At 41.2% G+C, this 15,272-nt stretch carries 13 protein-coding genes, 2 tRNA genes and 1 pseudogene; 4 read left to right on the top strand and 12 right to left on the bottom strand.

Annotation, left to right across the window (positions count from 1 at the left end; translation table 11 throughout):
* Positions 1-14: 14 nt before the first annotated feature.
* The 8 genes from GAVG_RS05625 to GAVG_RS05660 all read right to left on the bottom strand — a co-directional run bounded on the left by GAVG_RS05625 (position 15) and on the right by GAVG_RS05660 (position 9,810).
* Positions 15-3,836, bottom strand: a complete 3,822-nt coding sequence (locus tag GAVG_RS05625) for a hypothetical protein (protein WP_009994633.1) — start codon at positions 3,834-3,836, stop codon at positions 15-17.
* A gap of 18 nt (positions 3,837-3,854) precedes the next feature.
* Positions 3,855-5,291, bottom strand: a complete 1,437-nt coding sequence (locus GAVG_RS05630) for an FHA domain-containing protein (protein WP_009994635.1) — start codon at positions 5,289-5,291, stop codon at positions 3,855-3,857.
* Positions 5,292-5,655: 364 nt separating this feature from the next.
* Positions 5,656-5,727 (bottom strand) — tRNA-Gln (locus GAVG_RS05635).
* A gap of 40 nt (positions 5,728-5,767) precedes the next feature.
* Positions 5,768-5,840 (bottom strand) — tRNA-Glu (locus GAVG_RS05640).
* 185 nt (positions 5,841-6,025) lie between these two features.
* Complete coding sequence (gene gltX / locus GAVG_RS05645) at positions 6,026-7,588, bottom strand: glutamate--tRNA ligase (RefSeq protein WP_009994637.1); 1,563 nt, start codon at positions 7,586-7,588, stop codon at positions 6,026-6,028.
* A 27-nt stretch (positions 7,589-7,615) separates the two neighbouring features.
* Complete coding sequence (locus GAVG_RS05650) at positions 7,616-8,554, bottom strand: hypothetical protein (RefSeq protein WP_009994639.1); 939 nt, start codon at positions 8,552-8,554, stop codon at positions 7,616-7,618.
* 90 nt (positions 8,555-8,644) lie between these two features.
* The gene (locus GAVG_RS05655; RefSeq protein WP_009994640.1) at positions 8,645-9,277 is read right to left on the bottom strand and encodes a histidine phosphatase family protein; all 633 of its coding nucleotides are present in this window, start codon (positions 9,275-9,277) and stop codon (positions 8,645-8,647) included.
* Between the two features lie 23 nt (positions 9,278-9,300).
* Positions 9,301-9,810: a GtrA family protein gene (locus GAVG_RS05660; protein WP_004114300.1), complete on the bottom strand. Its 510-nt coding sequence runs from the start codon at positions 9,808-9,810 to the stop codon at positions 9,301-9,303.
* Positions 9,811-9,946: 136 nt separating this feature from the next.
* On the opposite strand from GAVG_RS05660, the gene GAVG_RS05665 reads away from it, so the two are divergent.
* The 4 genes and pseudogenes from GAVG_RS05665 to GAVG_RS05670 all read left to right on the top strand — a co-directional run bounded on the left by GAVG_RS05665 (position 9,947) and on the right by GAVG_RS05670 (position 11,516).
* Positions 9,947-10,294 (top strand): phenylpyruvate tautomerase MIF-related protein, encoded by a 348-nt coding sequence (locus GAVG_RS05665; RefSeq protein ID WP_004114298.1) that lies wholly within the window; start codon positions 9,947-9,949, stop codon positions 10,292-10,294.
* A gap of 143 nt (positions 10,295-10,437) precedes the next feature.
* A pseudogene (locus GAVG_RS07620) lies at positions 10,438-10,503 on the top strand (helix-turn-helix domain-containing protein); the annotation flags it as partial.
* A gap of 27 nt (positions 10,504-10,530) precedes the next feature.
* Complete coding sequence (locus tag GAVG_RS07625) at positions 10,531-10,611, top strand: helix-turn-helix domain-containing protein (RefSeq protein WP_116285253.1); 81 nt, start codon at positions 10,531-10,533, stop codon at positions 10,609-10,611.
* An 8-nt stretch (positions 10,612-10,619) separates the two neighbouring features.
* Complete coding sequence (locus GAVG_RS05670) at positions 10,620-11,516, top strand: hypothetical protein (RefSeq protein ID WP_009994642.1); 897 nt, start codon at positions 10,620-10,622, stop codon at positions 11,514-11,516.
* A 51-nt stretch (positions 11,517-11,567) separates the two neighbouring features.
* On the opposite strand, the gene GAVG_RS05675 is transcribed toward GAVG_RS05670, so the two are convergent.
* From GAVG_RS05675 to brnQ, 4 genes are all read right to left on the bottom strand, one after another.
* Entirely contained in the window at positions 11,568-12,569 is a 1,002-nt protein-coding gene (locus GAVG_RS05675) for a DNA cytosine methyltransferase (protein ID WP_009994644.1), read from the bottom strand.
* Positions 12,566-12,784 (bottom strand): helix-turn-helix domain-containing protein, encoded by a 219-nt coding sequence (locus tag GAVG_RS05680; RefSeq protein ID WP_009994645.1) that lies wholly within the window; start codon positions 12,782-12,784, stop codon positions 12,566-12,568. The genes GAVG_RS05675 and GAVG_RS05680 overlap by 4 nt, the downstream gene beginning before the upstream one ends.
* A gap of 374 nt (positions 12,785-13,158) precedes the next feature.
* On the bottom strand, positions 13,159-13,296 hold the full coding sequence (locus GAVG_RS07385) for a hypothetical protein (protein ID WP_009994647.1): 138 nt from the start codon (positions 13,294-13,296) through the stop codon (positions 13,159-13,161).
* A 290-nt stretch (positions 13,297-13,586) separates the two neighbouring features.
* Positions 13,587-15,143, bottom strand: a complete 1,557-nt coding sequence (gene brnQ, locus GAVG_RS05695) for a branched-chain amino acid transport system II carrier protein (protein WP_013399771.1) — start codon at positions 15,141-15,143, stop codon at positions 13,587-13,589.
* Positions 15,144-15,272: the final 129 nt, after the last annotated feature.

The following is a 15,272-nucleotide window of genomic DNA, read 5'->3' on the forward strand; positions in this document are numbered from 1 at the left end:
TCACCTATCACGGCTCACTGATCTTCACCATAAAGCTCGCCTATTCTAGAAACAACCCGCTCAACCTCTTTTTCAGGATTTACGAATGCTCCAACGCTCCAAACATTCATAACAGACCAGCCAAGATACTCCAAATCTTGCGCAAACATGCGATGACGTTCACGCGTTGATTCTATATTCATGAATCTCATATCATCCGTTAAAACAGCAAGAGCAAAAGGCTTATCTGGCAAACCAACAACAAGAGGAATACTGTGTTCCTTATCAAATCCGTAATTCACCGCTACGCACAATCCGCGAGCGCGAATACGATCCGCCAAATCAGTAAACAAAACATTATTAAAACTGTCTACTGAAGAATCAAAAGCCTCCGCACGCGCATCTGCAGCTTCTGCCTTATTTTCTGCCTTATCTTGATCATATTCAGGTTTTGCTTCATCAAAATCAGTTGGATTTACTGGACTATCATCCAACTGCTCAGCCCAAATAAGCAATTCTTTAAGCAGCTTAGGACCATCCTGATGCAAACGTTCATCTTCCATATCACTAGATTTAAACGCGCAAACAATATCTAAATTTCTACGAGCTAATGCTAACGAATCAAGAAGTATGCCCTTACCGCCTTCTTCTTCCAAAACACCAAATTGTTGCAAAAGCCTACCGTGAGAAGTTTTTGCATAGCATAAGGAAAGAATAACATCCGTAGCGGCAGCACCAACAGACTCACTAGCATCTACAAGACGAACATGGCGAAGGAATCTATTCATATTTTCATCTTTAATAGCAAGAGCCTTAAGCTCCGCTCCTAAACGATTCCTAAACACACTCGTAAGAGTTACAACTGCAAGAACATAGCTGGAAGGAACTACCGTGAAAGTCGTAGCACGCTGTTTTATCAAGGAAACAACTTCGTCAATTTCCCTCTGACTACTCTCAATCAAACCAGTAGACATAACAGGAACACCAGAAGCCTCAACTTGGTGAAGCTTAACTTTACCTTGCATTTTATCTACAGGAACATCGTGACGAAGCGAACCATACCCATGATTTTCAAGGAAATTGGCAAGACGAAGAGAACGCCTAGTAGCACGAGATTTAACATGTACAGAAGGCAAAACACTAATCAAATCGTTAACACTCTGCGAACTTACCGTATTCTTATGAGCAATGACCACAACTTGGCGAGCACGAGCGAGAATGCTAAGAAGCTCAATATTGCTCAAATGCTCAACAGAATCAAGGATCACAATGTCTACAATCGGCTTAAATTCAGTCATCATAGTCAAAGTAGAAGGCATAGCAACCATAATTGGCTTAGCAGCAAGAAGAAGATCTGCATGAGAATTCATCAATTTGGTAAAAGTCACGCCAGAACTATTACTTGCCAGAGTTGTGTGAAGCTGATTAGCTTCCTGAGACCTAGAGAAAAGAAGTTCACACAAACGTTTTAAAGTCTCTTGTTGAACCATAGGCCCCACAGAGCGCACATGCTCAGTATCTACCTGAACAAAACGGTCAGAAGCATCTTGCATAGCCGAACCATCTTGGTTAGAAATAATCGCGGAAGAATTAACGATATCTTCAAAAACCGTAGTCCACCAAGCCAAGTGAAGCTCACCATCTAACGCAGAACCAGTAACATTACGCCTACGCAAATCGCAAACAAGGTCTTCTAAACCAACACCGCGTAAATCGCGCTCAATCACACACCTACCAGGTAAAGTATCTAAGGAAGCACGATCGTCATGTAAAGCCTGCAAACGCTCATCAAGTTTAGTAAACTCAACATTTTCAAGATCAGCACCCAAACGCGTGGTGGAAAGAACAGCATCAAGAGCTACAAGATTACGATCCAAAAGCTCCTGAGTACTAACAATCTCATCTAACTTAGGCGGTAACACAGGCCACCCTCCATGAGGAACAAAAGTACGCCACTGAGCAGCTTGCTGAGCAACAATCTTCAAAGCCTCATGAAGATCATCTACTTTAGCTCCTACACGCAAAAGACTACGAGCTTCTTTAATATGACGTCTACGCTCCCAGAAGCCCATTACTGTACCTTCACGCTTGCGAACAGCTTTAGGCTTACTTGCTTCAATCATCGCGCTAAGATCACGTTCAAAAATATCTGCTTGGAAAACATCTAAAACTCGGCGAAGATTCTTTAACACCGTAACCTGTCTACCCCATTCGCGTGCGGTAGCAGGAACAGGAAAACCGCAGTTTTGAACAGTTGATTTAACATGTTCGCGTGCTGCAGGAAGAAGCTTTAGTAGAACATCTACAACGCGCTGATATACAGCAACAGCCTCATTCTCATTGAACAAAGACGCGCCAAACCACGGGGTATCTTCAGGCTTTATCGTAAATTCTCCAAGCTCATCTGCTTGATGTAATTTTTGCGCCCATTCATCTAAATGACCAGAAAGCGATCTTGCAGCAGCAACATCTAGTCTTACATGAGTACAAGGATGAGTAGGCAACATTGCAATAGCAGCAAGATTTTGCATTGTCTGATACGCTGACACACCCCAACGCTCATCTACTCCGTGCAAGTCTCCCAAATAACGATTTAAGCGAGTTTTAACACCAACTAACTCGTCACAAACCTGCTCAAAACGGCTAGAAGCAACGCTTTGACGCGCCCCAACTGCAGCTATGAGCTGAGAATCCACATGTTTCGCAAGGTGAGAATCCGAAACGTCTAGCGCAAGCGAAGAAATCTCATTCGCACTAAGAGCATGACGGAATCGACGCTGTTGTTCCATAACATTTGGAACATATAAAATGGACTTTCCAGCAAGAACACAGCGTGAAGAAATCGCAGCCGCGATAGAAGCAGAATCAGATCCAGCATCCACGTCTAAAGCCAGAGAAACGCCATTAGCAGCTAAACCAGATGCATAACGTACAACATTATCTACATCACCGACTTCATATTCACAATGAGGGTCTACATCTAGAGGAGAATACTCTTGCCTATCATTTGCCGCCAACTCTTTAAGCGCACGCTCATCGCCAGCAACCGCATCAATCATAGTGTTTCCAACATTCCCAACTTTAAGCGCCTGCAAAATCTGAGCGCTTTCAGCCAAAAATCTGGATCCCGAATCAGTAAAACATCCAAGAACAATATCTCGTTCAATATCAAAATCTGGGAACACGCTGCGAGCAGATGCACAAATTGCATCAAAAACAGCTGACGTTTCTGGTGTTCCGCTTTCATAGTTTGCGCCGTCAAAAAGCGCATCTTCACTAAGATTCACGCCTCTCTCTTGCAATCTAAGAACAAGAGCATGGTTTAAGCGCACATTGCCAGAAAAGTAGATTGTTGCGTATGTTTCATCCTTGCCAGAGTCTCGAATAACTCGCACTGGGTATGTTAAAACTGGCACATGATTACCGCTCCACGATGCCACTCCAACAACAAGCGAAAGCTCCGAAACACCATTTTCGTGCGCCTTATTATCTCTATCTTCAAAAACCCTGTCTAGTCTGCGCCCTGCCGCGCGCAACATTCCAGAATCGCGGAATAACGCCTGAAGAGTTACTTTTCCACTCGCAAAAAGTTGCGCTATCCCAGATGGGTGAGCATGCGTTAATTCTAATTGTGCGGAAAGTTTTGTTATGTCTTCAAGCGGCGAAGGCGCAAGCTGTGACTTGTATTGTTCGCGCCAAGAGTTTATTCGCCTTAACTTTTCATCTCGCGAAGCTGTAGCCTGCGCACTTTCATGCTTTATTTGCGCATTCTGCTCGTAAGCTTCTTGATAATTTTGTTCACTCGCATTATGCGCTTGATTTACTTGGCTTATAAAATCATTCTGTTCGCCGCTCATACTACTAAACTCCCCTGTTTATAAACCTACTGCGTTGCGGTAAGCGTTATACCCGCTATTTTGCGCTAAAGCTTCATCTACGTCTGCATTGCCTTGAGCTGAAAGCCAAGCGTATAAATCGTCATAAAGACCTGTATTCATGGCTAAAAATGGAAGTAATTCTTGATATTTTGCTATCTCAAACTGTTTAGAGAAATCAGTGGTTTTCTGAGCTTCTTCCGAAGTGAATCCACCTGCTTGTACAATTTCTTTATGCGCGTTGAATTCTCCATTTGACACTTTTTCGAACACAGACCCTGGTTCAAAAGCTGGAGTGTATTGCGAATCTTCTTGAATATTGACTGAATTGGATCGAATGAATTGTTCATGATTTAGTTGAATTTGAGGTTCATCTTGCAATGAATCGTCGGTTGCTGGCGACTCATCTTCTGTTCCATCTTGTAATTCATTCTCATCTTGATAATTGATTTGAATTTCTGCTATCTCCTCTTGTTCAGTATTCTGATCTTGCGTTGTGTGATCCTCGTTTTCAACATCTACATTTTGTGAGTACTGAATTTTAGAATCGTCTTGAACATCGTGAGAATCAAAAGAATCATTTGCAACAACACTGTTATCCACAATATTATCTGGATTTACAGTTTCATCACTATTAGTTTTGTCACTACTAGCTTGTGCTGCATTAGCTTGTGCTGCATTAACTTGTGATGCATTAGCTTGTGCTGCATCATCAAAAAGATTACGAGGTTCTGCAGCAGACTCAAAATCTTCACGCACAACAGGAAGAACAACCTGATTAGCAATCACGGGATCGCTTTGTTTTACAGGATTTACTGAAATATCAGCCTTGCTTGCACTATAAACATCATCAGCTTTACCGGCAGCATTTAATTTGGACTGATTATCCCACACTAAATTAGGGTGTGAAACAGATTGTGCACGGAAAACGCCTGTTGGCTCTCCAGCACGAATATCAAGAATATCATCGACCGACAAATCCGAAGCATCTGGCTCTTTAATGGAACCGTCAGCAGCATAAGAGAACAAGTCGCGTACAGGCTCCGCACTATTTTCAGCCAAAGGAACTGGCTCTTCTATACGCACAAAGTCAATTGGCACATCTCCAAATTGCATGCGAACAATGCTATCTGGCATATGAAAATCAACATCTGGATCTAGTCGCAGCAAATCTCCGCTTTCGTTTACAAGATAAGTTCCGTTTGTAGAATGCAAATCTCGAATAGTCGCCACGCCACTTGTGTCTACTATAAGAAGCGCATGCCTTTTAGACATTGAGCGCTTATTGTCTACAATGTCTACACGCATAAAACCGTCTTCGCGCAAAGGTCGTATAGGCTTTCTGCCGATCTCCACAGACTGACCCGCTCCAACGCGCGCCTGCTCGACACCACCTACTGTAATCATCCAACGCTGCAAGGTTTGTCGACTTCCCACGGAACCTGCTCCCTTCAAAAAACACACTACATACTATTGTGTCATGCTTTGTGTATATTGCGCGAATCGACAACTCCGAGCTGCATAATGCGCGAGATCACCTCGATTCGCTGAGTCTATTAGAGCAGAAGCAATAGCTTGCGTTATATTTGTAGCTCACATGATGCGTTTGTAACGTTTTTACCGCAAAAAACGTTACAAACATCTCATCAATGATACAAATGTAACGAAAATCAGCCAAAAAACGTTACAAATGCCTCACACGCGATACAAATATAAGAAACAAGAAAAGTACGAGCAATGTAAGCTATATCTTTTATCTTTGAAATACAAAAAAGCCCTCGTAAAATACGAGGGTTATTCGCTGGGGTACCTGGACTCGAACCAAGAATGGATGAACCAGAATCACCTGTGTTGCCAATTACACCATACCCCAATTGGCAGGCTTCGCGGCTCTTGGAACCGTTCCGTCTTTGTACCCCCGACCGGATTTGAACCGGTGTTGGCGCCGTGAGAGGGCGTAGTCCTAGGCCGCTAGACGACGGGGGCTTCATTTATCTGCTACGCCTCTAGACGCAACAAATGTCGACTTTACAACATAACAGCTCAATACGCAACCGCGGCGTGTCGAAAATACGCTAAAACTCCTAAAAACACAAAAAGCGGAAATGCAGAATTACACTACATTCCCGCTTTATACAAAATCTACTTAAGATTTAAAAGCTATTTGCGATTTACAAATGCTCACGCAATCCAGCCAAACGCGCCAAAGTCACGTCTTTACCAACAATTTCCATGGACTCAAACAATGGCGGAGAAACGCGACGACCAGAAAGAGCCACTCGCACAGGGCCAAATGCCAATCGCGGCTTGTATCCAGCTTCTTCAACAAGCTTCTTGTTCAAAAGCTCGTGCAAAGAATCCGTATGCCAATCAGAAGCATCAACACTTTGCAAAGCAGCGAGCGCAGCATCTAGCACATCACCAGCAGATTCCTTAAGCTGCTTACGCGCATCGTCATCTGGCTCAATATAGCCATCTTCGCTCAACAAACTGCCAACCATTCCAGCAACTTCACCAAGCAAACGCACTCGAGGCTGAACAAGAGGAGCAGCAGCGGTGAGCACTTCACGCTCACGGTCAGTTAAGGCATCCCAATTGTCCGCGCTAACTACGCCATACTTATGCAAATAAGGCACAGAGCGATTTAAGAAGTCTTGCGAATCAAGCATGCGAATATGCTCAGCGTTAATGGAAATTGCTTTATCCAAGTCAAAGTGTGCAGGGTTTGCCTTAACGTCTCGCACATCAAACTTTTCAATCATCTCGTCCATAGTGAACACGTCGCGATCAGGCGCAATAGACCATCCAAGCAAAGCCAAGTAGTTCAGCAAGCCTTCTGGAATAAAGCCGTTATCTCTATGCAAGAACAAGTTGGACTCAGGGTCTCTCTTAGAAAGCTTCTTCTTGCCTTCGCCCATAACGTAAGGCATGTGGCCGTAAAGCGGAGTTTCCTTCGCAATACCCATTTCCATAAGATAACGGTAAAGCACAATCTGACGAGGTGTGGAGCTAAGAATATCCTCACCGCGCAAAACAACGTTCACATCCATTAACGCGTCATCAACAGGGTTCGTAAGCGTGTAAAGCGGATCACCATTCGGGCGCACAATCACATAATCTGGAACAGACCCAGCTTTAAAGGTGATTTCGCCACGAATTAAATCGTTAAAAGTAATGTCTTCATTTGGCATCTTCAAGCGAAGTGCAGGCTTGCGACCTTCATCGCGGAAAGCTTGCTTCTGCTCCTCAGTAAGGTTGCGATCATAACCATCGTAACCAAACTCAGCTGGGCGCCCTGCAGCAATATTGCGCTCTTTAATCTCTTCTGGAGTAGAGAAGGACTCGTAAGCGTATCCTGCATCAAAAAGCTTTTTCGCTACATCCTTATAAATTTCCATACGCTGAGACTGGCGGTAAGGGCCATTTTCTCCGCCAACATCAATGCCTTCGTCCCAATCAATATTGAGCCAACGAAGAGCCTCAATAATCTGCTGGTAGCTTTCCTCGCTATCTCGCTCATTATCTGTATCTTCAATGCGGAAAAGCAATTTACCATGCGTGTGGCGAGCTTCCGCCCAGTTAAACAGCGCTGTACGAACCATGCCAACGTGAGGCGTGCCGGTTGGCGAAGGGCAAAAACGCACACGAACATTCTTTGGAAGTTCAGGCTTTGTGGATTTTGTTGCATTATTAGCAACTTCTTGAGTTTCCTCTGTATCAGTCATAGGTTCCATTGTGCCGCGCGTTACGGACGTGCCTATCTAGTCAAGCGCTTGCGTTGATTCCTTATTACCTTCCACATGCGCAAACTTTGCAGCAAGAGCCTCGCGAGACTTTCTATCGTCTTCTTCTTTTGCAAGCTTCTTAGCCTCTTCTGGATCCCAAAGTACGTCTTCCTTATGCTTTAACCATTCGCGCTCAAGCAATGGGGCTGCAATTTCAAGTAGCGTGCTCATACTATTTTCGCCAGTTTCGCCATCATCGCCACTTTTTACGCAATCAACAATCGCACGCCACTGATTATCCTTAAACATCATTCGCGGAACTCCCGCGCACTCACACACTTCGTTAATATATAGGAATATAGGCAAAGTTTCGTAAATGTTGCTTGTTTTTTCAATAAGACTTTTAAGAATAGACAGTATTGCTGTAATTTTTTGCGATTCTACAGAATTAAGTCCGCAAAAATCACACTCTTGTTTTGCGCATCTAAACGCATCTTGCAAGCTATCAACACTCCAATTACCTGCAACGCTTAAAGAATCCGCAGCACCGTTGATTGCGTTAACATCATTAGAAAGATTTGATTCAAGCTTGTTAAAAATAGCGCTAACATCATTCGTGTTATTTTCTAGCTCTTCTTGCGCTTCGCTGTAGTCTGGTTCGTAGCATAAATCCATATCATCGTAAGCGTTTGCAGCAGCCAAAAGAGCGTCAACTATCTCTTGAGGGCGTCCTGGAATTTCGTCTGCACCTTCATACACAAACTCTGCATCTGGAACAGTAACGTCTAAATCTGTAATAATTCGAGCAATAGTGCGAATTGCCCTAACCTCAAGATTTTCAGCATATTTTGCGTCATTATCTAAATGGCGAGCTTCGCTTAAAGGCCACAATTTAGTTAAATCCGCGGCCGACTTTGCAGCAGACTCAAGCAGACTCAAAGCCTGTGAATCCAGCTTTTCTACAGAATCACCCATAATAACGCTCCTTCGCATTAGCTGTAAAAAACAGTTTCTACGCATCTTTTATGCATATTTTAAAGTCTATTGCTTATTATTCCACACGTTCTATTGCACACGCGCCGCAGGATCCACATATGTGATGGAAAGCACATTCATATTTGCGCAATCGTACGTAATCGAAGTAATCGATGCTAAGGCCGTTTTACGCAAAAGCATATTGTGCTCAGCGTGACCTGTTTCTAGCAAATGACGGTAAGACCATATTGGCGATTCGTGCGTTACAGCTACGATTTGCTCTCCTGGGTGATTTTTCACTTGTTCGCACGCAAAATCGCCAACGCGCGCAGCAATACTCTTGTAGGATTCTCCCCAACTTGGCTTCCACAAGTTAGATACAAGTTTCCAATTGTTGTTTTTCCACAAAGCGCCTTCGCCGTAGCCGATTCTTTTCCCTCGAAAATTGTTTTCTGCTTCGATTAGACGATTGTCTAAAATAATCGGGCCAATTTGCAAAGCGCTTGCGATTTGTTGCGCTGTTTCTTGCGTGCGCTCCAAAGGAGACGAGTAAATCGCACTAATTCCGCGCATTTGTGGAACAGTCGCAATGTATTTTGCTGTAGCGCAAGCCATTTTTAAGCCGCGATTAGATAAGTGAAATCCTGGGAGCCTCTCGTAAAGCACGTGATTTGGATTTTCCACTTCCCCGTGGCGCACAAAATGAATAGTCGTAGCTGGCATATTTTCTAAACCTACTTCCAAACCTACTTCCACCCTTTTGGAGTGTGACTTAACGACCATTCACCTAACTTGTGAGCAAAAGTATTGTCTTTAGCGGCATCATAATCAGGTTTTTGCGACTTTGTGTCGTCTAAAAGCCATTTTCTAATAACAAAATTCCACACAGCTACAACAACTGTTGCAATAAGCTTGCCAATGTTTGTGCGAAGCATGTAAATCGCAGTACCACGCAAAGTTTGTGCCATTCCAAGCGTGCTAAGCCAAATAATCGCATCGTTAATAAGCAAACCAATAACTGCAGAAATAATAAAAATCAGCAATTCCATCCAACGAGCCATGTCTTCGCGGTGCTTAAACACGTACTTCATGCTGGCAATATAGTTAAAAATAAGTGAGATTATAAAAGATATTGTTCCAGCAACAACGTTATTAAGATGCACAAGAAGAAGCAGGTTTAGCAATACTACGTCAATAATCAGCGCAATAATGCCTACGATTCCAAACTTAACAACCTGTTCAATAAGTTTTTTCATACATTCAATTAAACACGCGGAGGCTAACAATTCACTATAATTATTGCGTAACGCAGGTTTATTATTGCGTAACATAAGTTGCGCAGCACAAGTTTATAAACTTAAAAAATTCATAAAACTTAGCAAAGGAGCGATTATGCCAGTTATTCACACTCATGTTTCTGTAAGCACTACACCTGCTCAGCGCGATGCCTTAAAAGCAGCATACGGCAAAGCGATTAGCGCAGTTCCAGGCAAAAGTGAGCATTGGCTTATGTGCCCGTTTGAAGACAATATGCCAATTTATTTTGCAGGAGACAATTCTAAGCCTGCAGCTTACGTTGAAGTGAACGTTTTTGGCTCTAGCGTGCCAGGATCTGCTTGGGAAAAGTTGACAGAGCAGATTATGGCAGCTTTGAATCGCGAGCTTGGCGTACCACAAGATCGCACTTACATTCGTTACACTGCAACAACTGACTGGGGCTGGAACGGCGGCAACTTCTAGTTTAAATCGCAAATAATCGCGTCAAAAACCTAACCAAAAAGCCTACCTGTTTATTTCGGTAGGCTTTTGCTTTACAAACAAATATTACTTTGCAAAATCTGTGCTTGTGTTAATTAAAATTTTTGCGATAGCGGCACCCAGTTCTCATCAAAATTTGCGAGGCATTGGACTGCAAACTGGAAGATATCATGGAAAACGTAGAAGAATAAGGAGATTTTAAATGATTATTAGAACATATGGTTGGATTATTGAAAATCTGTATCGCTTTAAACTGCAATATTAGTGACATTATGGAAATACAAAAAGAAATGAGGTAAAAAAAATTATGGCAAAAACATTTGGTTCCGAAGAACATAAAATATTATCACTGTTTAGCGCTGACTCAACATTTTGTTATGAAGGAGAATTCTTTAAAGTAAATAATTCTGGAAAGCCAACCTGCAAAAAAGGTGAACCTAAAACTGATATATATGTAGAAGCTGTTAATAGTAACAACTGTGTTAAAGAGTTTAAAATCTCTTTTAAGCAAGAAAATGCTGAATTTCTTGAAAATAAAACCAATGCTGAGCGAGCAGAACAGTTATTCGGATCTAACTGGCAAGAGATTATTATCAGCGCTGTGACTAAATTACAGAATGATTTTCAAAAAAGACCACTAATATACAAGAGTAAATTAGGTCGCACAGATAAAGGTGCTATCACACTTGGTTGGAAATTTGAATTATTAAATGTTAAAAGCGGTCAGTTAAGTGAAAAAATAGATCTTACTAGGCAGCAAGTCATTGATGTCTATGCGGGTACAAACCTATCTGAGGATAAACGAAATGCGTATGTTAAGGACGTTATTATAAAAGACAGTGGAGTTGCAAACTTTATACTAGTTGAAAAAGATAATATAGACACAACTCAAGACGCTGTTAATTCGTTAATTGCCATTGATGATTACGTTGATCAGAATCCAAATGTGTATTTTGCTTGTAAAGCGTTAAATTATCGTTCACTTAAAAATAAATATGATGGTGACAGACCTTTGGCTGTTTATGTAAATTGGTTCGTAACTAATGGAAAATTGGATTATGAATTAGTATTTGATAAACCCCTTTTGGAAGGGGGAGATGCTGTATATGAACGATTAAAATCAGCTTTAGATTTATTAGGCATTTCCAATACTAATGATTTAAGTCTTGAATTAATAATGCATACTGAATCTGTGAACATATAGGCATAGATGAGTGGTGGAAGCTTTAAACTCAGCTCCCACCACTTATCTGAATTATGATAGAACTTTTTTAATTGCAGTAGCTATTTCAAATGCTAGATTTACTGGTACTGCATTCCCAATCATTTTATAACCCGTATCTAAGCTATCGTATATGAACTTAAAATTATCTGGAAATCCTTGTATTCTGGCTATTTCTCTTATAGTCATTCGACGATATAGAGATTCTTTCCCTTTTACAAATCTGCAGTCATTCATCCCAAATTTAATCATCTTGGGAGCCTGAGGATGAAGCTGGCATTGTCTTCCAGAAGCTTGCACTGTAAATCCTTGTTCATTCCAAGAACGAACTCTATTCCTACTCATAAATATAGAGGAAAACGCTCCGATAAAATACTCATTGTTATTTATAGCAACTGGATTATGATGATTTCGCTCTCTCGCAGGAATGGCCGTATCTTGCAAATCCCAAATGACATCTTTTAAGGTAAGTTTCTTCTCATCGTCCTCTGTAGATCCTTTTGGAAAAGAAAATTTTATATTTAAATCTTTTCTAAAGCCTATATAGAACACACGTTTTCTATCTTGTGCAACTCCATAGTCTTTAGCATTTACGAGTGTAAGATTCACATCATAGCCAGCGTCATTAAAAAGATGCAGAATATTTTGAACCGCGCTGGAATGCCTATTGGCTAACATGCCGCTCACATTTTCTGCCAAAAAGAATTTAGGTTTAAAATCTTTTAATATACGAATATAGTCAAAGAAAAGTTTCCCTCTGTCATCATCTATGCCTCTCAAAGAACCGGCTTCTGACCAAGATTGACATGGCGGTCCACCAATAATTCCATCCAAGTTTCCAGACAGATATTCAGAGATATCATTTTTTGATACTTTTCTAACATCACCCTCGATTAAATGTGTTTTCGGATGATTAATCTTGAAAGTATCCCATATAGTCTTGTCAAACTCATTAGCCACTGGTATTTCAAAACCAGCTTTTTCAAACCCTAAATCTAATCCACCACACCCACTAAATAAGCTTAATACCTTCATTTACTTTCCTCCACATGAATGATATCTACATCGAAAGCAATTCCCCTTTTCTTGCAAAAATCTTTTATGTTAGATAGTGCTTTATAGTTTGGTATAGCTTTGCCATTTTCCCATCTATTAACTGTACAAAAGGAAACATTTATCTGCTTAGCAAAGTCTTGTTGACTTAGAAGACTTTGCAATCTAATTTGTTTTATTTTATTTCTCACATCCATAAAAACCTCCTTAATTTATATACTTATTATAGCGTTAATATAGCTTTTAATCAAGTTTGCATTAATCAAATCCAAGGTTTTAACTAAGAGTTTTCCAGGTACCTGCAATATGCCCCTTAAACTTACTCCCATAAATTACTTCATCAATTCTCTCTTTACCAACTGTCGATAACCACATTTTGAATGGTTCAGATTTAGGAGATGGTATTGATTGAACAATGAGCAAAATCCCTTGCATATCAGCGGAGTCTGTCTCATATTTTTTCCCGTCAGACGATGCAAGTTTCAGTTGTCGACAAAATGTCGACAACTCACTTTTTTCTTCCTAACTCATGCGCTTTTTTAGACGATACCAATAGTCTCTAGGATTCTTACTATCTGTCAAAACTGCAACCACATCCACTACCGAAAAAATACCATTCTTCTTTTTCGTTATTCCAAGCGGAACGTACTTGCTTACCCTCAAATAATTTAATTTCATTATTCACGTTATTTTCTCCATCTTCTACCATAATTAATCAGCCTCCTTTAGCTCATACCCAGCAATAATTACGTACAACAAAATTTTTGTATTACAAATATTGATTCTTGTTTTTTACAAAATAAAACATTACGTAAAACGTAAATCGCCCTAACATCTTCACTACACTGTGGTTCAATAATATCGTTTTATTGCTAAAAATAACATGATTTTCTTAAAAGAAAGACAAAAAGAAAATCGCCATATCGCAGCTCATATGAGCATTAATATGGCGATTATTTATTATTACAACTATCTATACAAATAGTTGTGAATTAGTCACTAAGATTGATTGCCAAAATTAGGCTCGTCAACAGTAGACTTAGCAGATACAGCGAACGCATCCGACTCGTCAAAATCAGCATCGCTTGAAGAATAATCATCGCTATTAGCAACGCTGCCTTCAAGATCTGGGCCAGCAGCTACGCGAGCCACTTCTTCCATACCTTTGTTGTCACATAAAACCATACGAACATAGCCAACAACAAATCCAACAGCAGCAGGGCAAACCCAAGCCATTCCAAATTCCGAGAACGGCAACCAGTTTTGAGCAACCAACAACATATCGTTCATATGCAATGCGTTGCGCAAAGCGGATGGCAAACTATTTAAAAAGTCAAATACAGCTGCAACACCAGTAAAACCAAGTGTCCAAGCGTACACAACTTTGGAATTTCCAAAAAGTCGACCACACAAAGCCAAAAGAATCAGCACGATTGACAGCGGATACAAGAACATTAATACTGGAACCGCATATTCGATGATTGCGCTCAAACCAAAGTTTGCAAGGCCAAACGAAACAAGCGTAATCAATACAGACCAAACACGATAGCTAGGACCTTTAGGGAATAGCTTAGAGAAAGTTTCCGAACAGCTTACGATTAAGCCAACTGCCGTCTTTAAGCATGCAAGAGTTACAGTTGCAGCAAGCACGAATAAGCCAACGTTTCCAAGATGATAGCGTGCAACTTGCGCCAAAGTCACGCCACCATTTTCCGCAGGTGGGAACAGCGCGCGGCTACGCACACCAACAACAACAATCGCAACGTAAATCAACGCCATAAGCAAGCAGCTAAAGAATCCAGAGCGGGCAGTATTAACTGCCACATCTTTAGGATCTTTTACACCAAACTGACGAATGGTGCTAACAACAACAATTCCAAATGCCAAGCTAGCTAAAGCATCCATTGTGTTGTAGCCATCTAAGAATCCTGTAAAGAATGACTTATTAACATAATTTCCTATAGGAGCAGCATCCGAAGAAGCACCGCTTATAGGAGAAAATAGTGCAGTAAATACCAAAACAGCTAGGAACACAAGGAAGATTGGCGTAAGAACTTTACCAACCCACGTAAGTATGCCGCTTGGTTTCATAGCAAAGAAGAATGCGAGCGCAAAGAACACTACAGAGAACAAGAACAAGTATAGTTGTCCGTTTCCGTCTTGCGGAATAATTCGCTCCAATCCAACAGTGTATGAAGTTGTTGCACAGCGCGGAATTGCGAAGAACGGGCCGATTGTTAAATAAAGAACGCATGTAAAGAACATGCCGTATTTTTTGCTAGCTTTGCTAGAAAGCTCAAAAAGACCGTTTGCGCGACTCATTGCAAGAGCCGTAACGCCCAACAATGGCAAACCAACGCCAGTAACAATAAAACCGATTGCTGCAGGCGCAGAATTGTTTCCTGCGTTAGCACCAAGGAATACTGGGAAAATAAGGTTTCCAGCGCCAAAGAACATGCCGAACAACATGACCGCCACGTATGCGGATTCAATAATTGTCAAGTTCCTTTTTTTCGGGGCACTGTCTGTGCTGACACTTTGTGTTGTGACGCTCATGCTACACCTCCTATATGGTGAAAAATTGTTTAAGCATATTATTTAACGCATTGAATAACAAAACTGAAACCGAAAAATAATATTAGGGGGTATACTAATCAATCGCATGTACTTAATCGACAAAAATTT

This window comes from Gardnerella vaginalis ATCC 14018 = JCM 11026 (assembly GCF_001042655.1).
Classification (GTDB): Bacteria; Actinomycetota; Actinomycetes; order Actinomycetales; family Bifidobacteriaceae; genus Bifidobacterium; species Bifidobacterium vaginale.